Annotated in this window: 19 protein-coding genes, 15 tRNA genes and 1 pseudogene; 32 read left to right on the forward strand and 3 right to left on the reverse strand. The window is 35.9% G+C overall.

The features are described 5' to 3' along the window. Positions 1-313 precede the first annotated feature (313 nt). From C8D70_RS18120 to C8D70_RS18240, 27 genes are all read left to right on the forward strand, one after another. Positions 314-381 (forward strand) — tRNA-His (locus C8D70_RS18120). Positions 382-389: 8 nt separating this feature from the next. Then, a tRNA-Arg gene (locus C8D70_RS18125) sits at positions 390-463 on the forward strand. 75 nt (positions 464-538) lie between these two features. Further along, positions 539-612 (forward strand) — tRNA-Lys (locus C8D70_RS18130). Between the two features lie 8 nt (positions 613-620). Next, positions 621-694 (forward strand) — tRNA-Arg (locus C8D70_RS18135). A 68-nt stretch (positions 695-762) separates the two neighbouring features. Then, positions 763-834 (forward strand) — tRNA-Pro (locus C8D70_RS20920). Between the two features lie 6 nt (positions 835-840). Beyond that, positions 841-915, forward strand: a tRNA-Glu gene (locus C8D70_RS18140). 2 nt (positions 916-917) lie between these two features. Further along, positions 918-991, forward strand: a tRNA-Ile gene (locus tag C8D70_RS18145). Between the two features lie 4 nt (positions 992-995). Next, positions 996-1,067, forward strand: a tRNA-Asn gene (locus C8D70_RS18150). Between the two features lie 218 nt (positions 1,068-1,285). Continuing rightward, positions 1,286-1,367, forward strand: a tRNA-Cys gene (locus tag C8D70_RS20925). 209 nt (positions 1,368-1,576) lie between these two features. Further along, positions 1,577-1,663: transfer RNA gene (locus C8D70_RS18155), tRNA-Tyr, on the forward strand. A gap of 77 nt (positions 1,664-1,740) precedes the next feature. Beyond that, a tRNA-Glu gene (locus C8D70_RS18160) sits at positions 1,741-1,812 on the forward strand. A gap of 336 nt (positions 1,813-2,148) precedes the next feature. Continuing rightward, positions 2,149-2,222, forward strand: a tRNA-Leu gene (locus tag C8D70_RS18165). A gap of 78 nt (positions 2,223-2,300) precedes the next feature. After that, a tRNA-Leu gene (locus tag C8D70_RS18170) sits at positions 2,301-2,373 on the forward strand. Positions 2,374-2,458: 85 nt separating this feature from the next. Further along, positions 2,459-2,530, forward strand: a tRNA-Gln gene (locus C8D70_RS18175). A gap of 8 nt (positions 2,531-2,538) precedes the next feature. Continuing rightward, a tRNA-Trp gene (locus C8D70_RS18180) sits at positions 2,539-2,609 on the forward strand. A 101-nt stretch (positions 2,610-2,710) separates the two neighbouring features. Continuing rightward, on the forward strand, positions 2,711-3,196 hold the full coding sequence (locus C8D70_RS18185; protein ID WP_110368245.1) for a ribonuclease H-like YkuK family protein: 486 nt from the start codon (positions 2,711-2,713) through the stop codon (positions 3,194-3,196). Positions 3,197-3,213: 17 nt separating this feature from the next. Next, positions 3,214-4,026, forward strand: coding sequence for a RimK family alpha-L-glutamate ligase (locus tag C8D70_RS18190; protein WP_110368246.1), 813 nt, complete (start codon positions 3,214-3,216; stop codon positions 4,024-4,026). Between the two features lie 25 nt (positions 4,027-4,051). Further along, positions 4,052-4,828 (forward strand): ATP-grasp domain-containing protein, encoded by a 777-nt coding sequence (locus C8D70_RS18195; RefSeq protein ID WP_110368247.1) that lies wholly within the window; start codon positions 4,052-4,054, stop codon positions 4,826-4,828. 7 nt (positions 4,829-4,835) lie between these two features. Further along, on the forward strand, positions 4,836-5,207 hold the full coding sequence (locus C8D70_RS18200; protein ID WP_110368248.1) for a cyclic-phosphate processing receiver domain-containing protein: 372 nt from the start codon (positions 4,836-4,838) through the stop codon (positions 5,205-5,207). Beyond that, the gene (locus C8D70_RS18205; protein WP_110368249.1) at positions 5,207-5,770 is read left to right on the forward strand and encodes a DinB family protein; all 564 of its coding nucleotides are present in this window, start codon (positions 5,207-5,209) and stop codon (positions 5,768-5,770) included. Before C8D70_RS18200 ends, C8D70_RS18205 begins: the two co-directional genes overlap by 1 nt. A 6-nt stretch (positions 5,771-5,776) precedes the next feature. After that, positions 5,777-6,793 carry an RNA ligase, Rnl2 family gene (locus tag C8D70_RS18210; RefSeq protein WP_110368250.1) on the forward strand — a complete coding sequence of 339 codons (1,017 nt, stop codon included), beginning with the start codon at positions 5,777-5,779 and terminating at the stop codon, positions 6,791-6,793. Between the two features lie 193 nt (positions 6,794-6,986). Further along, on the forward strand, positions 6,987-7,550 hold the full coding sequence (locus C8D70_RS18215) for a metallophosphoesterase family protein (protein ID WP_076596637.1): 564 nt from the start codon (positions 6,987-6,989) through the stop codon (positions 7,548-7,550). 87 nt (positions 7,551-7,637) lie between these two features. Continuing rightward, positions 7,638-8,180: a 3'-5' exonuclease gene (locus C8D70_RS18220; RefSeq protein ID WP_076596638.1), complete on the forward strand. Its 543-nt coding sequence runs from the start codon at positions 7,638-7,640 to the stop codon at positions 8,178-8,180. Positions 8,181-8,291: 111 nt separating this feature from the next. Further along, positions 8,292-8,843: a 3'-5' exonuclease gene (locus C8D70_RS18225; RefSeq protein WP_110368251.1), complete on the forward strand. Its 552-nt coding sequence runs from the start codon at positions 8,292-8,294 to the stop codon at positions 8,841-8,843. Positions 8,844-9,532: 689 nt separating this feature from the next. Next, positions 9,533-10,093: a hypothetical protein gene (locus C8D70_RS18230; RefSeq protein ID WP_076596640.1), complete on the forward strand. Its 561-nt coding sequence runs from the start codon at positions 9,533-9,535 to the stop codon at positions 10,091-10,093. 5 nt (positions 10,094-10,098) lie between these two features. Continuing rightward, positions 10,099-12,795: a DUF6493 family protein gene (locus C8D70_RS18235; protein ID WP_076596641.1), complete on the forward strand. Its 2,697-nt coding sequence runs from the start codon at positions 10,099-10,101 to the stop codon at positions 12,793-12,795. 3 nt (positions 12,796-12,798) lie between these two features. Next, the gene (locus tag C8D70_RS18240; protein WP_076596642.1) at positions 12,799-14,142 is read left to right on the forward strand and encodes an SWIM zinc finger family protein; all 1,344 of its coding nucleotides are present in this window, start codon (positions 12,799-12,801) and stop codon (positions 14,140-14,142) included. A gap of 83 nt (positions 14,143-14,225) precedes the next feature. Here C8D70_RS18240 and C8D70_RS18245 read toward each other — a convergent pair whose 3' ends face one another. Next, a complete protein-coding gene (locus tag C8D70_RS18245) occupies positions 14,226-14,678 on the reverse strand; it encodes a VOC family protein (RefSeq protein WP_110368252.1) in 453 nt (150 codons plus the stop codon). A gap of 369 nt (positions 14,679-15,047) precedes the next feature. Here C8D70_RS18245 and C8D70_RS18250 point away from each other — a divergent pair, with 369 nt between their 5' ends. From C8D70_RS18250 to C8D70_RS20930, 4 genes and pseudogenes are all read left to right on the forward strand, one after another. After that, a complete protein-coding gene (locus C8D70_RS18250; protein WP_110368253.1) occupies positions 15,048-16,565 on the forward strand; it encodes a TROVE domain-containing protein in 1,518 nt (505 codons plus the stop codon). A gap of 511 nt (positions 16,566-17,076) precedes the next feature. Beyond that, positions 17,077-17,604, forward strand: a complete 528-nt coding sequence (locus C8D70_RS18255; RefSeq protein ID WP_110368254.1) for a DUF6584 family protein — start codon at positions 17,077-17,079, stop codon at positions 17,602-17,604. A 344-nt stretch (positions 17,605-17,948) separates the two neighbouring features. Continuing rightward, positions 17,949-18,170 (forward strand): phosphate ABC transporter substrate-binding protein, encoded by a 222-nt coding sequence (locus tag C8D70_RS18260; RefSeq protein WP_076596646.1) that lies wholly within the window; start codon positions 17,949-17,951, stop codon positions 18,168-18,170. Then, positions 18,160-18,246: pseudogene (locus tag C8D70_RS20930) on the forward strand. Before C8D70_RS18260 ends, C8D70_RS20930 begins: the two are co-directional and overlap by 11 nt. Positions 18,247-18,857: 611 nt before the next feature. Here the strand turns inward: C8D70_RS20930 and C8D70_RS18265 are convergent. Beyond that, positions 18,858-19,196, reverse strand: coding sequence for a helix-turn-helix domain-containing protein (locus C8D70_RS18265; RefSeq protein ID WP_110368255.1), 339 nt, complete (start codon positions 19,194-19,196; stop codon positions 18,858-18,860). An 11-nt stretch (positions 19,197-19,207) separates the two neighbouring features. Next, a complete protein-coding gene (locus C8D70_RS18270) occupies positions 19,208-19,636 on the reverse strand; it encodes a transposase (RefSeq protein WP_076596648.1) in 429 nt (142 codons plus the stop codon). A gap of 622 nt (positions 19,637-20,258) precedes the next feature. On the opposite strand from C8D70_RS18270, the gene C8D70_RS18275 reads away from it, so the two are divergent. Next, positions 20,259-21,797, forward strand: coding sequence for a SulP family inorganic anion transporter (locus tag C8D70_RS18275; RefSeq protein WP_110368256.1), 1,539 nt, complete (start codon positions 20,259-20,261; stop codon positions 21,795-21,797). Positions 21,798-21,871 lie beyond the last annotated feature (74 nt).

The raw sequence follows: 21,871 nt of genomic DNA on the forward strand, positions 1-21,871 counted from the left end.
CAATAATTTAATTTGAAAATTTATTTGTGAATTCCAAAAAATCCTATTTACTTTGCAACCGAAAATTGAAAGCAACAGGTTTTCAGGATTCAATTAAAAATAATTTAGAAACAAACAAAAATAAAATGAAACAGTTACACAACATATTCAATCAATATTCAAGACTATTCGGACAGAAGCCGACAGGTGTTGCGTGTCTTCTTGAAAGTGGAATTGTGGATAAAAGGTGCTTATATACGTGGGTCAGCTAATGATCTCTTACGTTTAAATAGATGAAGCGCCTCCCGAAAAGAGGCGCTTTTTTTATGGTTTCTTTAGCTTATTTGGTAAAGCGCCGGTCTGTGGAACCGGAGAACAGGGTTCGATCCCCGGAGATACCCAAAGTAGAAAATCTCATGGCTCAATTGGATAGAGCGTCGGTTTACGACACCGAAGGTTGAAGGTTCGAGTCCTTCTGAGATTACAAAGAATGTGAATTGCGAAATTAAAAATTGACAAACAAAGCGAATTGATCATTCACGATTCACAAAGCTAAAACAATCTCATAGCTCAAATGGTTAGAGCACCGGTCTTTTAAACCGGGGGTTGAAAGTTCAAATCTTTCTGGGATTACAAAAAACGGTTCCGTAGCTCAACCGGATAGAGCATGGGTTTTCTAAACCCAGGGTTAGAGGTTCGAGTCCTCTCGGAATCACAAAAAGGTTCATGGAAGTTTTCCCATCCGGCTGTCTCCCGGAAAAGAAACAGAAGTGAACCCCAAAGCTGGAAAGATAACGGTGGTTGTTTACCCGTCTTGGACGCGGGAGGCCGCAAGTTCGAATCTTGCTTTCCAGACTATTTGTTCCATTAGCATAGAGGTAAGTGCATTCGGCTTTCTACCGAACGACAAGGGTTCGATTCCCTTATGGAATACCAATGATTTCGTAGCTCAAGTGGTTAGAGTGTCGGTCTGATACACCGAAGGTTGAAGGTTCGAGTCCTTCCGGAATTACAATGATTTTGTAGCTCAATGGCAGAGCACCGGTTTGTTAAACCGGAAGTTGAAAGTTCGAATCTTTCCAGAATCGCAGGTAACTAATTGTTAATTGTTTCAGGAGAAAAAGTAAAAGTTTGTCGAGAGCAGAAGATCTTTACGCCAAACACGAAAAATAGAGACAGGCTTTTCTTCTCTCCGGATTAATTAAAAGTTAAAGAATATCATTTATAAATTTTTAGGTAAAATAAAGTTGGTCAGGCGCAGAAGTTCTTTATCAAATAAATGAAGACAGACTTTATTTTTTAATCTGATGGTTCGCCGAAGTAGAAGAGTCGGGACGGTCTGCAAAACCGTTGTGTAAACTGAGTGGGTTTGAATCCCATAGCCATCTCAAAGTAAAAACTATAGGAAATATAAGAATGTTTTATCAATGATCTTTTATCATCTATAGCAAAGAATATCCTTTATTAATAAAAGGAAAAGGCTGTCGAGCGCAGAAGATCTTTAATTAAACATTCAATATAAAGACAGACCTTTTCTTTTTTGAAAGTAAAAATGAGGAATTACTTATGAATTATTACTAATTGCTCATAAAAATCCGGAAGTACGCCGAAGTTGGAGAGTCGGGGCAGACTGTAAATCTGTTGCTTCATTGCTGAGTAGGTTCGAATCCTACTACTTCCACCAACCGCTGATAATGTAATGGCAGCATGCAGGAAATGTACTCTTGTTGTTCAGGTTCGATTCCTGGTCAGTGGCTCAATGCTCTATTCGTCTAACGGTGAGGACGCCTGCCTTTCGAGCAGAAAACAAGGGTTCGATTCCCTTATAGAGTACTGGATGTGAATAACTGGTCAATATTGAATTGATAATAATACCATGAAAGTTCAGATTTTTTTAAAAATTGGCCAGTTACCATTCACACAAAAATGAAGAAAAGAGAAAAAGGACTGTCAAGAGCAGAAGATCTTTAGTCAATAAAAACAGACAGCCTTTTACTTTTTTAAAATAAAATAGAATTAGGAAATGAGAAAGGTTTGTCAGGCGCAGAAGATCTTTACAAACACTAACAGACAGAGCTTTCTCAAACCTAGACATAATATGAGTAATAAGTAATGAGCAATAAATAATACCCATGGATTTTCATTACTAGTTAATTACCAATAAGATACGCCTCTCTATTCCAATTGGCAGAGAAAACGGCTTTAAACCCCGTAAAGTCCCAGTTCGAATCTGGGGAGAGGTACAGAATATAAGTAATAAGTAAAGAGCAATGAGTAATAATGAAAATAGAAAATATTACTCATTACTCATAAAAAAGCCTGCGGGAATGGTGGAATGGCAGACACTCTTGATTTAGGATCAAGCTTTTGGGGGTTCGAATCCCTCTTTCCGTACAAAAACATAAATGATAAGAGATTAATGATCAATGATTGCTGAGCACTTCATCAATTATCAATCAACATTTATCGATTATAAAATTGATTCATAGTGTAATTGGCAGCACACAGGATTTTGATTCCTGGAGTTTAGGTTCGAGTCCTAATGAATCAACAGCAGTTACTCTGATAGTGTAATGGCAGCATCTCAGTCTCCAAAACTGATGGTATCGGTTCGAGTCCGGTTCGGAGTGCAAAAAAATAGAAATTAGAAACTAGAAGTTAGAAAATAGAACTGCTAGTTATCATTTATCAATTATCAACAATCATTTATGAATTAAAATAGTTAGAAAAAATGGAAACGCAACAACAAACATGGCAGAATATGAATGGAAAAATTTTCCAGTACTCTATCACACAGCTGGTAGAAGAAGCCATCATTCGCGAACAGGCTAACGGACACCGTCTGAAAGTATGTGTGGGATCAGACTCTCATGTATACGGAGATGCCATCAGCTATGCTACGGCAGTAGTATTTATTCGTGAGGGAAAAGGAGCGTTTACCTTTATCAGAAAAGAAAGAGAAATACAGAGTATCAGTATCAAGGAGCGAATGCTGAATGAAGTCAACAAATCCGTTGAAATTGCTTACGCGATCTGTTCTGTATTGGATACTTATGGTGTGGAAATGGAGGTACACGCAGACATTAATACCGACCCGGATTTTAAATCCAACGTAGCATTGAAAGATGCCATGGGATATATTCTGGGAATGGGATATGTGTTTAAAGCAAAACCCTTTGCTTTCGCAAGTTCCAACTGTGCTGATATGATGGTGTAATCTTTTTAATCAAAAAAATGAAAACAGTTTTAATTATTAATGGAGAAAAATACTGGAAGGAATACTTTGCTGGATTTGATGTAGTTCAAAAGAAAGTTCAGACATCGGAATTTATAATAAAAGATTCTTCATTGTATGTGGCAGATGTAGATGGGGTTTGCAAGCCGGATGTTATTTTCTGGCGTTTGGGAGCCATCAATCCTGAACCTAAATACAGAAATATTTTAGAGTTGATTGATTATTCAGGAGTACCTTGCATTAATTCAGCTTCCACATTATTGATGGGATATGAAAGACTGACAATGCTTAATACCCTTAAAAAGCTAGGATTACCGGTTATTAACTTTAATGTGGCAACCAGTACTCAGCATCTGAAAAATCTGGAAATGAAATTTCCTTTTGTGGTAAAAGTTGGAAATCATCATGGCGGATATGGTAAAAGTTTAGTTTCAACAGAAAAACAATGGGAAGAACTAAAAGATTTGCTGTTTATTCATCAGGACTATGTGACTACTGAAAAGTTTATTGATTATAAGTGTGATATTCGATATCTGGCCATAAATGATAAGGTTTGGGCAATGAAAAGAAAAGGAAAATATTGGAAAGCCAACTCCTTAACCCAGGAATATCAAATCATAAAACCGGAAGATGAATGGATTGAAAAAGTAAAACTATTACAGAAATATATAAAGGCAGACATTGTCGCAATTGATGTATTGGAAACAGAAAATGGAGAAAAAATAATTTTAGAATATAATGATATTCCAGGTCTTTCAGGGTTTCCTGAAGATGCAAAACTGGAGTTGTCACTGACTGTGAAAAGTAAGTAAAAAGAACCTTAAAAAATTAAAAACCATGTATTTTTTAGTTCAGGCTAATGTGTATTTAGATCCGGATCACTATAAAATTTTTGATGCACTGGAAGAATTGAATATTGATTATGATGTAATTAATATTCCGCCAACTGCAGAGAAAATAGATTTCGAAACAGATAGGAAAGATGTTTTTGTATACGGTTCGGTGACCATTGCAAGATTGGCAAAACAAAATAAAGACTGGTTTCCCGGTTCTTTTTACGGAGGAAATCATCAGTATGAAATATATTCAAAATATTATGGTGAAAACCTGCTTAATGATAATGTTTCTGTTCATCCAATTTCCGAACAGTTGAATTGGAAAAAAGATGAAATAAAATTCATTAAACCATACAATGAAGCAAAAATTTTTACAGGAAAAGTTTTCACGGAAACAGAATGGAAAGATTTCGTATTTGAAGCATTGAAGTCAGAAAATAATAGAATTAATAGAGATTCATTGATACAGTTTTCTGAAGTAAAACAAACGATAAAAGAAGCAAGGCTTTGGATTGTTGGAAGACAGATTATTGATGGAGGATATTATAAGTTTAATGATAACGCTCCTTTTGAAGAAAAAGTTTCAGAAGACGGATTGAGTTTTGCTAATGAAATGATCAGACTTTTTAATCTTGAAGAAGCTTTTGTAATGGATATTTGTTTAACGGAAGAAGGTTGGAAAATTGTTGAAATAAATTGTATCAACAGTTCCGGATTTTATCCGAATACGAATGTGAAAAGCGTGATTAAAGCATTGAACATTTATTTTTCAAATTAAAAAAATCATGGAAAAAGCAAAAAGACTATTATTTCTGGATGATATAAGATATCCTATTGAGGTCTATCATTATAACCAACAGAATATTTTCCTCAGAAGCGACTGGCATATCGTTCGTAATTACGAGCAGTTTGTCAACAGGATTTTGGAAAAGGGACTTCCGGAAATGATTTCTTTTGACCATGACCTTGCAGACGAGCACTATTTAAAACAGGATTCCCGGGAATTTGTTGAAAAAACAGGATACGACTGTGCCAAATGGCTGATAGAATATTGCATGGACAATTATCTGGACCTTCCCAAATTCTATTGCCACTCCATGAATCCGGTAGGAAAGGAAAATATCTTAAGCCTGCTGCAAAACTTTAAAAAATTGTAATGGACATTTTTAGATTTATTGAAGATATAAAAACTTATCTGAAACTCACATTTAACGATGTGGATGAATGGTTTGAAAAAGATAAAAAAACGTTGAATCATCAGCCTTCAAATGGAGGCTGGACGGTTCAGCAGATTTTAGAACATATTTATCTTACGAATTTTTACCTGCTGATCCTTATTGAAAAAGGTTTCAAAAAAGCAATGAAGAATTCTTTGGATCTTGATCTGGAATCTGAAATAAAAAACTACAGTTTCAATAAAGAAAATTTTGACAAAGTAGGAGAATATGGTGCTTTTGAATGGATAAGACCAGAACATATGGAGCCGAAAGGAGATTGGAGTCTGAATGAAATCAGAAGTTTATTACATCAGCAATATCTTCAATGCTTAAATTATCTTGAAGTTATGAAAAATGGAGAAGGCCTTTTGTATAAAACTACAATGACAGTGAATGAGCTGGGAAAAATTAATGTATATGAATATATTTATTTCCTTACACTTCATGCCCGGAGACACATTACCCAGATGAAGAAAAATGAAACAGAAACAATTAAAAACTAAAACAAAATGATTTTTAAAACATATAACGCTATAGAAAATGCTTACCAGGCCCGCGTGATCGAACAGATCAGGATGCAGGGTTTTGGGGATGAGGTTTTCATCGTACAGGAAAAAGTTCACGGAGCTAATTTCTCTTTCTTTACCGACGGAAAGGAAATTAAAATTGCGAAGAGAACTGCTTTCATCGAAAAAGATGAGAAATTTTTCAATGCCCATCAGATGTTGGAACGCTACAGAAAAAATGTAATAGAAGTGTTTCAAAAAGTGAAAGCCATTTACCCGAATGTAGAAACTGTAGTGATCTACGGTGAATTGTTCGGTGGCGGATACAAACATCAAGATGTAGAACCTGTAAAAGATGCTGTGAAGGTACAGAAAGGCATTGAGTATGCCCCTCACAACGAATTTTACGCTTTCGATATTAAACTAAATGGGATTACCTATTTGGATACAGAAGTGATCAATCAGATTTTTGAAGAGACAGGATTTTTCTATGCTAAAATTTTGTTTCAGGGAACTCTGGAAGAAGCTTTAAAATTCCCTAATGTTTTCAATTCAAAAATTCCGGCCTTGCTGGGATTACCCGAGTTGGAAGACAATAGGTGTGAAGGAACCATCGTAAAAACTTTGAAAACCAGATACTTTGGAAACGGTGCCAGAATTATTCTGAAAAATAAGAATGAAAAATGGGTAGAAAAGTCCAAAATGGTTAAAAAAGAAGGTAAAACTGTTCATAAACAGGTTCATTTCAGTGAAAAAGCGTATGAAATCTGGGAAGAAATCCAAAAATATGCTACAGCCAACAGATTGAATAATGTGGTAAGTAAAATAGGCGAATTCGAACCTAAAATGATAGGTAAGGTGATTGGTCTTTTTTCACAGGATATTTTAGAAGACTTTCAAAAGGACTTCCCGGCAGCTTTCACAGCTATTGAAAAAGAAGAGCAGAAAAGGATCAACAAAAAGTTGAATTCTTTAGTCATTGATTTTATAAAAGAAGAGTTGATGACTCTTAAAGTATAGTTTCGGTAATTTTTTACCGAAACTTTTTTATGTATAATAAGTATCCATCACAGTCAGAAGAACGAAAACACTTCATTGTATTAAAGAGAAACGGGACTCATGAAAGTGTGACAATTCCCATCCTTTGGAGGGGTGGCGAAAATTCAAAGAATTTTTGACGGGGTGGTTTTAAAAAGAAAAAACAATTAAAAAAATGAAACCCAATATATTTTTTACAGCAGACCATCATTTTGGTCACGAGAATATTATAAAGTTTTCAGAAAGACCTTTTGAATCACTGGACCATATGAATGAAGAGCTCATTAAAAGATGGAATGAGAAAATTGAACCTGGCGACACAGTCTACCATCTAGGAGATATGAGTTTAGGAAAACCGGATTTTACAAAAGAAATTTTAGACCGTTTACATGGCGATATTCATCTGATCAAAGGCAATCATGAAGGTGCAGCATTAACTTATCCCAAACGTTTTGCGTCCATCAGAGATTACCACGAACTGAAAATTGATGACCCGGACCAAAACAACGGTAAACAGAAAATCATTCTTTTCCATTACGCCATGCGTACCTGGAATGGCTCACACCGCGGAGTCTGGCAATTATACGGCCATTCGCACGGAACTTTGCCGGATGATGAAATGGCACTCAGTTTTGACGTTGGAGTAGACTGCCACAATTTTTATCCGGTTTCCTATGAGGAAGTCAAAGAATTAATGAAGAGGAAAAAATGGACACCACCATTTGCTCCAAGAAATTAATAATTAATAATGGAAAGGAAGCAGAAGGCTAGGAGAAGTGGAAACCTAACCAACTTCTAACCTCTGGCTCCTGATTTCAAAAAAATCATGAAAACAACCAATGAGATCATCATCATTGATCTGGAGGCTACATGCTGGGAAAACGACAGAATTCCCACCGGGCAAAAGGTCGATATTATAGAAATAGGAATTTGCAAATTAAACTTAACATCTAAAGCAATTTCCCAAAAACAAAGCATTTACATCATTCCGGAACGGTCAGAAATCAATAGATTCTGTACAAAACTGACAGGAATTACTCCGCAGCTGATAGAACAAAAAGGGATCTATTTCGAAGAGGCCTGTGAAATGATCAGAGATCAATACCATACTGCAACACTTACATGGGCAGGATATGGAAACTTTGATGGAGAGCAGATCACAGAACAGTGTGACTGGCTCGGAATAACCAGTCCTTTTTCGGAAAACTATATGAATGTGATGCATGAATTTAAAAGACATTTCAATCTCCACAAACAGATAGGTCTTAAAAGGGCTTTGAGTTATTTAAATATGGATTTTGAAGGCACTCATCACAGCGGAGCAGACGATGCTTACAATACAGCCAGAATTTTAAGTGAAATTCTGTAAACCGTAATTAGTCTGGAAGATAGAAGCTGGAGGTTGGAAGTAAATCAACACTGTAAAACGTTCCTCTTCCCGCATCCATCTTCCAATCTTTAACAATTAAATTTTAAACAAGTGAAAACAACAGAAAATATATTAATAGTAGATCTTGAAGCAACGTGTTGGGAAAACCGGCCGCCAAGAGGTCAGGAAAGTGAGATCATCGAAATCGGGGTATGCATTATAAATGCAAAAACGGGTAAGATCTCAAAAAATGAAGGGATTTTAATAAAACCCCAATATTCAAAAGTAAGTCCTTTCTGTACGGAATTGACCACTCTTACCCAAAATATGCTGGATCATGAAGGCATCATGCTGGATGATGCTTTCGATATCCTGAGAGCAGAATATGATTCCGAAGAATTGACATGGGCAAGTTATGGTAACTATGACCTGAATATGCTGAAGGATCAGGCAAGAAGATTCTACACAGATTATCCCATGAGTGATGATCACATCAATGTGAAGACCTTATTTGGTGAAATCCATCCTACCATCAGGAAAAGTGTCGGAATGAACAGAGCTTTGGGGGAATTGGGTATGACTTTAGAAGGTACCCACCACAGAGGAGTAGATGACGCAAAGAACATTGCAAAGATTCTACATTGGTGTTTGCAGAATTACTAAATAATCTGAAATAAACAGATAAAAAAGAAGAGTTGTCTCAAATGTCGAATAATTTGGTTTGAGACAGCTTTTTTTGTAAAATGGGGTATTGTTGGAGATCAATTATAAAAGTTATATTGCCCATTCCTTTCCTGCAATCCGTTACAATATTGCAGAAACCCTAAATCTTCTGCGGCATTGTAACGGATTGCAGTTCTTTTGTTATTATTTTAAAAAAAATTAACGTATCGGCAGGGTAGGATAATTTTGTTGTAAAACTTTATCAATACTTAAAATAAGACACCAAATGTTGTGTAAATGTCATTATATGGTGCTTTTAGCTGTTTTTTAATTTTATATCTTTAAACAGGGAATTATTTTTATCTTGCTAAAGGCTTTGTCAGGCATTGTTTTATTAACTTAATATTTGTTAAAAAAATCACTTTTATGGGATAATTTACTGTCTGTCAGCCATTTTTTTTTATTTTAGCCAATGAGAATAAATGGATGTTTATTAAGGAAGGTTTTGAGGCAAAATAATTAAACTGTTGATTAATTGCAAAGGAGATCATGAATATAAAGAAAAAATTCCGGTGAGATATTTATCAGATCATTTTGACACCGGATTCTTTAAATATTACAGTCCTGAAAATCCCTCTTTTATAAATGATTTATTCAATTTTTAGAAAGGTGTTTATGATAATGTTCTGATGAGAATTTTATATAGCAGACCTGTTTTTCAGACTCTGTTTTCAGAGGAAAGAAATAGCAGATTATTGTTAAGTTCTGTATATCAGTATTGTATTGAAGGGTATGTAATGGTTTTAAATGTTGAAATGAAGATGAATTTACTTTCCATAACGAGGCTTTATTTATTTCTGTCTCTGGGACAGTTTGAAAAATATGAAGCTTGCGGTGGTAAAGCTTTTGACCCCCTGTTGGATACAGTGTTTTCAGGTTGTTATAAAGAAAAGGAACGGAAAACAGTAATCCACAAAAAGTCCAGCTTTGAATGTAAGCCTGTACAGACACCTGCATATGGGATTTTTAAACTTATTCATTTGAAAATCAGATGTAATGCTGCCTTAAGTAAACTGCTGTTCTCCATTCTTTCAGCAGTTGAGAGAAAGGTTTTTAATAGTAAAAAGTTCCTTTCGCTCTATAATAAACTGGTAGAGCAAAATTGGTTTGAACCGGAGAAAATTTTTGTCAGACCGCCTGAAGAATGGAAAAAAATAAATAACCTGAAACAAATTTATACATCAAATTAAAGCACATGAAAGAAAGACTTTATGAGATCCTTAATGAGGAAAAAGTACATGAGATTATCCCCTTTCTAAAAGAGCTTAGTATTGAAGAAAGGAAAACACTGATACCATCTATCAAGAAAATGGACCGTGAGATCAGTAAAATTGTAATGACTAAAAACTCCTACCACACGGCGGGATCTGTGAGCCAGCATTCCATTATAGATATTGCTTCATTTGTCTGCATGGACAAAAAGAATTTTGGTAAAAACTATTGGAGCCTTTTCCGTAATGCGGAACAGACCGAGCAGATACTGGAATGGGGATGCCCGGATTGGTTTTCAGATTTTATCAATGAATCAGTTGAAGCTGAATTTACAGCATTTAATTATAAAGATATTTTAGGATGGACGGAGAAAGGATATGTGCAGCCCAAACCCGAATTATTGGGACATCATCTTAGCAATTACCCGGCAGATCTTGACCATTACCCCGAAACACTTGCTACTCATTTTTGGTATTTGTGTGAATTCCCTTCCCGATCTTTGCCTTTCCGTAAAGAATGGTTTCCTATTGTTCAAAAGCTTATTGCTGATAAGAAGATTGAAAGAAAAAGATTTCTGAGAGAGTGCCTTCTGGCCTCCAACAGAAACTTTAATAAAAATGTCACGGGCTGGTTTATGGATTCATTTACCTCATTAAAGCCAACGGAAGAAGAATTGTCTGATCTGCAGGATGACCTGCTTGCAGGGCTTGTTTCTTCACAGTCAAAAGCGGTGAATACAATATTATCACATCTGAAAAAAATTGTTGGAACATCTGAATTTAAGAGTGAGGAATTTTCACATTACCTGCCCAATTTACTCAGTTCAGAGGTAAAAACAGTAGTGGTTTCCAGTCTGGTACTTACAGAAAAAATATTTCAGAGAAAGAAGGTGGATCCGGACATGCTTGGAATGGCATTAAGTACAGCATTTGTTAGTAAAGATGATGGTATACAGTCAAAAGCAGCAAAGATTATCCTTAAATATATTCCGGCTTCAGAAAATATGATAGAGGCTCTTTCTCATTATTCAGATAATATACTGACGAATGTGCGTCCTCTCTTGATAAAATATATTGAAGAGAAACAGCCGGAACTTGAGGTAATAGACTCCGAAAAGAGACTGCTGGCTGCAGATGAAAATGCAGTGCAGGTACTTCAGAATTTTGAAGATCTGATGTTCTATCTGCCTGTGGCAATGGATGATCCATACAGTTATCATTGTGATATTGCTTTGACGGGATTTATCCAATTTGCAGGAGATGTAGATGCTGAATCTGTGAAACTGATAGAACCTGTATTTTTGAAAGCCTGTAAAACTATAGCAAAATGGGAAGTTCCTTATCTGAATGTTTTATTATGCAATGCAATCATCAATTATGGGTTGGCTTTAATGGAAAAATATCCGATTCAGCTAAAGAATCTGGAAAAAATATATCAGAAAACCAAAGAGGAGGAAGCGGCAAGAGAATCTTATTCCAATTATCAGAAAAAATTAGGTCCGATAGAAGATGTTGGAGCAGATTGTCCCGCAAGACAGGCTTTTAAGGATATTGCGATATATGCTGTTGACAAAATAAAATCCGGGGATAAGATTCCTTTGTTGTTTCCCGTTACCCATTCCCCATGCTGGATTTCTCCTGTAACCCTTGTTGAGAGATTGGAGAATTATCAGAATAATAATACAGAGCCTCATCATCTGGATATTCAGCTTGCCCTGCAGCGTTGTGCTTTAGATGATACCTCAAAAGCAATTGAAGAAGTTGAGAAAAGATTAAAAGGGGAATATAAAGAATTACTGCTTTTCTTCTTTGGTAAAAATGTACAGCCCGAAGGGACGTTTATACATCCCTCATGGTGGATAACAGCTGGGATTACACGTTCCCCCGAAACCTTTTTTGAGCAGTTCAAAACTCTCGGATATAATAGTATTCCTGCAGAATTCTTCTCAGGCGCTTATAAGTGGAAAACTATTGACAATAAGAAAAACTCTTATTATCCGGTGGAGCTGAATATTACGATTCCAAAATATCATCTCGAAAAAAGAAAAGAACCTTTGTTCATGGAATATTTCGTTGCCGAACAGAAAGAGCTTAATGAAATTCCAGCGCTGATGCTTTGTTTCCCCAATACACCTGCAAATGCTCTGGCGAAAGTAATTAAATACTGCCTTTTCTATTCAGGAATTGCAGAAGTATATGAAAGAAGTCTTGTTTTGAATACTGCGAATACGCTTTATCAGATCAAAAAACCTCTGGATGAAATTGGCTATTTGTTTCTTGGAACTATTTTCCTGGACAGTGATAAGACGATCCGGGGAACGGCGGCTGAAATATGGCTTGAACATGTTTCTTGCCAGATGATGGATAATGCAAGGCTGGGAAGAGTGATTGGTTTACACGAAAAATTAGAATGGGCCCCGGTGAAAAGATTAACCGATCTTATGCAGCACCACATGCTTAATGTAAGTAAAAACCATAATATTGCTCTTGAGGAATTGATTTCCAGTATTTTGCTTCAAATGGAAGAACCGGTTACCAACCTGAAAAGAATTCTGGAAATCTACCATGAAGTATTGGCTTTAAACCATTCATCGGTTCATAAAGAAGTCATGAAAAAATTAAACCACTGGAAAGAAAGCTCAAGTCTAAAAAAAATAGGGAATCTTCTTCTGAAAAAATAGATTATGGAAGATACGCTTTTTTACAACTATCCAGGAGCATCCGCTTTAGTTAAGAAAGGTGCTCTTGAAGAATTATTTCTCGCCAAGTACAGTGAGATACATAAAAACACTGATGCTCCCTGTTTTTTCTGGGGAAATGTAGGGCAGCCCTTTATTTTGGCCCGATGTCTGATCACGCTTTCCAATATTGTAAAATCCAGCTTTAACCTGTCTCCGTTTCAGATGGTACTTCTTAAAGATCCCATAGTGACGGCAGGAAATGAAAGATTAAGGTTGGAAGGTTTTTCTCATTGTGCGGGAGTGTATGCAAGAGTAGATATGCTGCCAGAGGGATTGGATGGAGAGTTTCTTGAAAACGGAACAACGAATGTGGATTTCAATCAGCCCATGATAACTGCATTAGGAAGCATCCGTCCTAATGAAAAAATTATACTTTCTGTAGGACAAAAAGAAGTGGGCCTATACAAAGAGGAAAGTAAAATAACAGAAAGAAAAGTGCCATTGCCTGTAAAATGGATCAAAGGACTGGGAACCGTTCAGGTGTATTTATCAGAATCAGAAAAGCTTCATACCTTCAATAAAATCCAGACACAGCAATTGTTTAGAGGAATGCCGAAAGGAGTGGTGAAGTCAGACTATTATTTAATTGTGAGAGGAAATAAACCTGTTTTCTCTCCGGTACAATCTGCGGATTCTGTTTGCATAGGAGGACTTCACAGGCTTCGTCTTTTAGAACCCCTTCTTCCTTATATTGATGGTATGCAGGTTTTTGCACATGTTAATATGCAGTCTACTACATGGCAACTCAGTATGGGAAATATCCGGTTTAGTTTTTCTTTATCGAGAGAATGCTGGAGAGGTTTTTCAGGTGAAGGAGCAGTGTTGGATAGTCTGATTTCAGATGTTCCTGATGAATGGATTGATGCATTGGATAAATATGCCTATGCCAATCAGTCTTTTAATCCCCGCAGACTTGCCTTGGAAGAGCATATCAGTTTTGATAAAGTTGAAAATATTACAGGCAGGCTTGCCGCAATGGGATTACTAGGTTATGATCTTGATGACAGAGAATTTTTCTATCGTAGACTTCCTTTTAAATTAAACCGTATTATTGGACTCAATCCTCGTATAAAAAATGCTCAGAAATTGATAGAGGACGGAAAAGTAGAAATCTTAAATAATAATAAAGAAAGAACAGAAGCCAGAGTAAAAGGAACCGGGGTACATCATATAGTAATCATTCAAGAAGAAAAAGAGCGTTGTACCTGCGAATGGTTCAGTAAATATCAGGGAGAAAGAGGTCCCTGTAAACATGTATTGGCGGTAAAAAGACTGGTTAATGTTTAAATACTACTGATGCTCATTTTATCATTTTGTTGAGCAGCACAAAGGCGCAACATCTTGCGCCACTGTGTTGTATTAGTGTCTTATTAATTACCAGTCTGCTTCATCCATTCCTCATAGCTCAGTACTCCCAGTTCCGGTCTGCCTTCACCCTCCAGAATAGAAATAAACTCAAGCTGGTTTCCATCAGGATCATTAAAATAAATAGCCAGTGCAGGCATCCATGCAAATACCATAGGCTCTGTACTTCCGTTTTTCAGAAAATTGTAAGGTTTTAAATTCTTTTTTTCTAGAAACTCCACAGAATAATTCAAAATATCCTCCTTACTGCTGGAAAAAGCAAAATGTCTGGTCTGAAGATTTTCCTTTTGCTCCCATAATCCCAGCATAAATTCCTTTTCTTCTCCCACCCATAAAAAAGCAATAGGCCTGGTTTCATCCCTATGAGCTAGCCTTAGCCCTAATACTTCCGTATAAAACAGTATCGCATTTTCCAGATTGCTTACCTGAACATGGGTTTCATATATTCCTTTAATCATAGTTCAATTTTAATAAAAGCAAAGCTAGAAAACCTTTGCCGGAAAACGTAGTATAGACGATTCCTTTCTTGAAAATGAATAATAGAAGGAGTTTATAATTAAGAATTAGATTCTTGTTGAATATCAATATTTTTTTAATGTTAATTCAATAGAGGTGGGCTTTAGAGCCAAAACTTAAAATCTGCTACAGTTATTCAATTATTATATCGAATTTAAATCTCCTTTCAATCACCTTTCAAAAATAAAAATTTAAAAAATCAAAGAAAAAATTACTACGCAAAAAGGTTGCGTAATATCGTTTTTACTTTGCATCAGAAATCAGAGAGGAAGTATTAATCCTTTCCATGTTTAACAATAAAAACAGTAACCATGAAATTTAATTTTTTAAGAAAAGAAAATAAAGTAGTACAGAACTATGAAGGTGCAAAAGCATATGCCATGACACCTGCAGAAGAGTTGTATAGTGCTGTTGTTACAACAGGACTGTCCGATGCCAATTATGAAAAAGGAAATGACAGATTGGTGAGAATCCAGTCTCTGATCAAAAAAAATGATCCTGAATTTGTGGCAAAACTGGCCGTATATGCTAGAAAAAATATGTACTTAAGATCCATTCCATTGGTTTTAACAACCGAATTGGCAAAGCGGACTTCCGGTACAGACCTTGTAAGCAAAACAGTAGACGGAGTCGTGCAGAGAGCAGATGAAATCACAGAATTGCTGGCATATTACCAGCTTGCCAACAAAAGAACAGATACCAAAAAACTGAACAAGCTTTCAAAGCAGATTCAGAAAGGTCTGGTGAAATCATTCAATAAATTTGATGAATACCAGTTCGCAAAATATAACAGAAAAGCGGAAGTAACCCTGAAAGACGCATTATTCCTGGTACACCCGAAAGCTAAAGATGAAAATCAGCAAACAGTTTTCAATAAAATTGCCAACAATACACTGGAAACACCTTATACCTGGGAAGTGGAGCTTTCCGTTCTGGGCCAAGCGAAATTTGCAGATGATGCAGAAAGAAAACTGGCTTTCAGAAACAAGTGGGAAGAATTGATCTTCAGCAACAAATTGGGTTATATGGCAACTATGAGAAACCTGAGGAATATCCTGGAAGTCGGAGTGTCTTCTGATGCTATGAAAAAAGTATGCGCCTATCTTTCCGATGAAAGAGCAGTATCCAATTCAAAACAGCTCCCATTCCGGTTTCTTGCTGCTTACAGAGAATTAAAAAATATCGATTCTCCATACCTGTCCTCAGTATTGGAAGCATTGGAAAATGCTGTTGTAGTGAGTGCCAGAAATATCAAAGGTTTTGGTTTTGAAACTTCGGTAGTGATTGCTGCCGACGTATCAGGCTCTATGCAGAAAGCAGTTTCCGGTAAAAGTAAAATTTTGCTGTATGATATCGGATTGCTGATGTCCATGATCCTCCAGTCACAGTGTAAAAATGTGGTAACAGGTATCTTCGGCGACCGCTGGTTAAGAGTTCCAATGCCGAAAAATGGTATTTTAAGGAATGTAGATGCATTCTACAAACGTGAAGGTGAAGTAGGATACTCTACCAATGGTTATCTGGTCATTGAAGATCTCATCAAAAGAGGAGAACAGGTAGATAAAGTCATGCTGTTCACGGATACTCAGCTATGGGATAGCACAGGAAACAGAAACTCCTTTGAAGACGTGTGGAAAAAGTACAAAGCCATCGCGCCTCATGCAAAGCTGTATATTTTTGACCTGGCAGGTTATGGTACGCAGCCGCTTGATATCAGGAAGGATGATGTACACCTAATTGCAGGTTGGTCAGACAAAATTTTCGATGTACTGAATGCTTTGGAAGACAAAAAATCGGCAGTGAAAATGATTCAGAAAGTAGTGCTGTAACAGGCACTGCTTTTAACATATAGAATAAAATAATCAATATATTCAGGAGCTTAATCCCGCTTTCCACTCTATCTTTTTCGCCAAAGCTTTCTTCAAGCCATTCAGAAAAAGGATGCCGTTGCAATCGGGGCTAGGAATAAAAAAATTATAAATTAAAAATGGTGAATTCTTCTTGATCATGAAGTAATAGTTCTTTGTAAAATTTAACAGAATGTATATGAAGAATAATAATAAAAAGTTGAAATCTCCAGCGATGAGAACTATGGAAATGTGAAATAGAAAACGGAAGGGTTAAGAAAATAAGCTATACGAATGGTAAGAAAATTCTATTGTTTGAAGCGCGACACAGAAGGTGAAACGAAGAACTAATATAACATTCGCGCAAGTTTTAGAATTTTTAGAGCGTGTAGGTTATTTTTAGCCGGAGTTTCCAGGTCTTGAACTTTTGGTTCTTTTGCTTCAAGGCAAAATGAACCAATAGGTAAATAAAAAATAAAACGGCAAAATAACAATGGGAAATTTATTGTACAGAATTGAACAGGATCTTAAAGAAGGCAGAAAGAAAAAGGCATGCGACAGATTGAGAAATATGATCAATCAGTTTCCTGATGATCTTTCCCTGAGAAAAAAGTTAGGGTATATTTACTTTGAAGCAGGATTTCTTGATGAAGCAGGTAAATTCTGGATTCTGTCTGCACCGGAGAATAATGAAATGGAAAATGCAGTACAGATTTACATAAAGTCTTTAAGCAATTCAGGAAATGCCATTTTAAAAGACATTGTTTTCAGAGGAGATAAAAATCTGCTTGATGAATATGCATTGAAAGTAATCACTGAACTTGAACAGAATAGTCTTAGAATCACAAAACAGATTCCTGTTTTCAAAACCAAAACAAGAGAGAAAGGAAACTATTCAGAAGATAAAACAGATTTTTTAAGTAAAATCGGAATCTTTTTATTGATCGGATTTATTATTTTACTTCCCATTTTAGGTGTTTTAAAACTTTTCGAAGTGATTTCATCATTATTTTATTATTAAAAATAAAACTGCGTAAAAAGATTGCGTACTTACAATATAATTTTGCAGTGTTAATATTACCGGTGCCGTTAGAAAGACTTACTTCGATTCCAAACTGACAAAGTCTTTCACCAGATTGCCCGGTAGCTGACCAATGTCGTTCATAAGAGTTCCATCATCAAACTTTTAATTTGAATCGAATCAAAAACTCTTATACATTGTTACTTGGTTTTTAATAAAAAAACAAATGCGTAAAAAGAATGCGCACTAAGAATATAAATTTGTAAAGAATAAAACGAATAACCATGAATAATCATAAACCAGATCTAAAAGAAGCACTGTATTGAGGTTAATACTCAATACTTATGAAAAAAGCTAAAGCGTTAAGAAAGAAATTCGGATTCAATGAATATGAATTGATTGACTTCCCAAAGAAAATTTCCGGTGTACAGATTTCCAGAATCTTATATGGAAATGAAATGGGTTGTTCGCGATGTTTTCCACACGGTTTTGAAGTGGTGAATGCAACGTATACAAAGTTCCAGCGATGTTGGAAGAAATACAGAAAAACCCAATGGAAAAATTAAAATCAGGTGTCGTTTTGGAATCATACTTCGAGATTGAATAAACATTGGGTCGCAGGTTCGAATCCTGCCTTTTCCCTCGAAAAGGAGAAGTAGCTCAGGAGGTAGAGCAAATGCACGGAAGATTCTAAAAATATTACCTTGATTTGTAAAAGAGTGCCGTAGAAAAGGCCTGCTTCGGTTTAATTTGGTTCGATTCCAGAAAGCTCATGAAAGTGATCTTGTATAAGTCTTTTCGAACTTAGCCTCTTTTTTATTTTAAAAACAAACAAGTGCCGTAGAAAAATGTTACTTCGCTCATCACGATGGGGTCACGGGTTCGAGTCCCGTCTCTTCCACAATAAAAAAACACAGTCTATATAGGAAGAGTAGCTCAGCTGGTTAGAGCACGACTGCATTATTCGCATATCGCCTTGTCTTATCATACAAGAAGCCGGAAGTGGGACGTTGAAAGATCTTTGTATATAATTTTCTATAAAGTCAGATAGATTATCGGCTTTAACCTCTTTCTTCTTTCCACTTCCAGCTTCTTTATATTACTATTTTGAAGTGTCGTTAGGAAAAAATTCATCGTAACACAATTAGGGGAGGAATAGCGAAGCCGGTCACTCCGGCAAGGTTATCCGGTTCGACTCCGGCAAACGTTAGCCCGTTTTTTCCTTACTATTACCTTTAAAAAAAGCCGGTAGTTTACTTACCGGCAATTTTCATTGTATCTTCAAGCTCTTCTTCAAACATCACTTTCCACTTAGAAAGAGTAGTTCTGCTTATTTTATATTTTCTGGACATATAACTTATGGAATGACCATGCTTTTTCTGATACTGCAGTAATTTTAGCATAGTCTGTTTGTCATAGGTTTTGAGTTTTTGATTTTCTCTGGACTGCTTGAACAGTTTTTCATTGAATTTAAGCACATCCTCACTGGTATTAAGCTTTTCAAGAAGTTCTTTGATTTTCGGATCTTTCAGCTTTTCAGGATATTCCGTTTTAAGCATATCCAGGTAAATTTTTTTATAATTGGGACGCATGTCTTATCTGTTTATCCGTTTGCATTATCACTCTTCTGAAGCCATCTGTGAAGGGTACTTTTCGGAATAGAATATTCTTTAATCACTTCACTATGGGTCATCTCACCGGAAAGAATTCTTTTCATGATAAAGTCTTTGATTTCCTGAGTATAAATATTTTTCCTGAAATAAGGCGTTTTTTCGGATTTCTGCTGGTTTTTGTTAATGGCAGAAGGAGGGGCGTATAAAATCAAATGTGAGCTGTAAAGTCTGAAAAAATCATATTCCAGTAACTTGCTCCATCTTAAAAGAAGATCCGTATCCATTGATTTGCTGTCATACATCATTTCAACAGTCTCTTCATCTTTACTTAAAAATTTGCATATCCTCTCTACTGTAATTTCATTTTCATCAACTCTTTCCTTTATAAATTTCCCAATATGGATTTCTTTATATAACATTTTTACTGAATATTGTTCTTTTGTTTAAATTTATATATAAAAAAACGAGAATAGGTGCTGTATATATTATGCTTTGCAGGGAATAATTCACAGAAATTTGAAATTGATTAACAATAGAAACAATGATTTAAGAATACTAAAATAGGTTTTATAAGACTACTATTTATCTTATAAAAGTGGATATGTATTTTGCTAAATATCTTAATAACAGGCGGGTAGGGATCGCCTTAATGTACTTGCAATATATTCTTTATTTTCAATGGTTTTCTCTTCTTCTCTTTCAAACTTCTTTTCCTGCCATTTGTGTCAAATAATATATAACCTATTAAGGTTTTATGCAATTCTATGAGTTAAAGCTGCAGATAAACTGATAAACAGCTTTTTACACATTGAATTTTAAATTAGTACCGAATAATTGCTTATTCTTTTTCAAATGTAGACAAAAATAAGAAGTAAAAAGAATCATAAATATAAAAATTATAGATTATATATTTATTTTAATTAAAATTAACATATTATAAGAACTGATGTGGGAATTATTTAAATGGCGGATTTGTTTCTCAAAAAATCATAAAAAGAAAAAATTGTGTACCATCGGGACAGTCCATACCTTTGCCTATCAATGAAAAATACTATAAGCTTATTCGATTTTTCGAAAAAAATCAATTATAAAAATGAATTGCTGGCTGGTTTTACTGTAGCGATGACGATGATTCCTGAATCTCTTTCATTTGCTATCCTGGCCGGTTTGTCTCCTCTTACAGGGCTTTATGCAGCTTTTATGATGGGATTGGTAACAGCTGTTTTAGGAGGGCGTCCGGGGATGGTTTCCGGTGGAGCAGGAGCAACTATTGTTGTGCTGATTGCTTTAATACAATCTCATGGGATAGAATATCTTTTTGCCACCGTAGCACTTGCCGGAATCCTTCAGATGATGGTAGGAATTTTTAAACTGGGGAAATTTGTAAGGCTGATTCCACAACCCGTTATGTACGGATTCCTGAACGGTTTGGCTATTATTATTTTCATGGCACAGGTAGAACAGTTCAAAATCACGGATAGTAATGGTGGGATAAGCTGGCTGCAGGGAATGCCTTTGTATATCATGGCAGGCTTAACGGCTCTTACAATCGCAATTGTTTATTTTTTTCCGAAAATCACAAAAGTTGTCCCAGCCTCTCTTGTGGCAATTATAATTGTCTTTGCAATTGTTCTCGGATTTAATATTCCGACAAAAACGGTAGCAGATATTGCTCATATCAGTGGAAATCTTCCTGATTTTCATATCCCGCAGATTCCTTTTTCGCTGGAAACGTTACAGATTATTTTCCCTTATGCCTTAATTATGGCAGGAGTAGGTCTTATTGAATCCCTTCTGACATTATCCATGGTAGATGAAATTACCAATACAAAAGGAAATGCAAATAAAGAATCCGTAGCTCAGGGGCTGGCTAATATTACCAATGGCTTCTTTGGCGGAATGGGTGGATGTGCAATGGTAGCGCAAACGCTGGTGAATCTTAACGCCGGTTCCAGAGCCAGATTATCCGGGATTATTGCATCATTGTTAATTTTAATCATTATTCTGTGCGGAGCATCAGTCATAGAGAAAATTCCTATGGCAGCTTTGGTTGGAGTGATGATGATGGTCGCTATCAGTACTTTTCAGTGGGTATCGATCAGGATTGTGAATAAAATGCCGAAGTCTGATATCTTCGTCGGAGTTACTGTGGCATTGGTTACGGTGATTTTACATAACCTGGCTTTAGCAGTCTTGATTGGAGTGATCATTTCAGCATTGGTTTTTGCCTGGGATAATGCTAAAAGAATCAGAGCCAGAAAATATGAGGATGAAAATGGAGTGAAGTATTACGAAATATACGGACCTTTATTTTTCGGTTCAGTAACAGCGTTTACAGATAAATTTGATCCTATGAATGATCCTGATCAGGTGGTGGTTGATTTTAAAGAAAGCCGCATTGTAGACATGAGTGCAATAGATGCGCTGGACAAATTATCCAAACGGTATAAGCAATATCATAAAACCTTACACCTGCGTCATCTCAGCGAAGACTGCCGGAAAATACTTAAAAATGCAGAGGCCGTAGTGGAAGTTGATATCCTGGAAGATCCAACGTATAAAGTAATGCCGGAAAAATAGCGAAGAGGGCAATAAGTAAATTTTGCTTCGCAAGTGAATGATGAATTTTTGTAGTTTAGAAAAAATTAACAGGC

The sequence above is a fragment of the Chryseobacterium sp. CBTAP 102 genome (assembly GCF_003201365.1).
GTDB classification, from domain to species: Bacteria; Bacteroidota; Bacteroidia; order Flavobacteriales; family Weeksellaceae; genus Chryseobacterium; species Chryseobacterium candidae.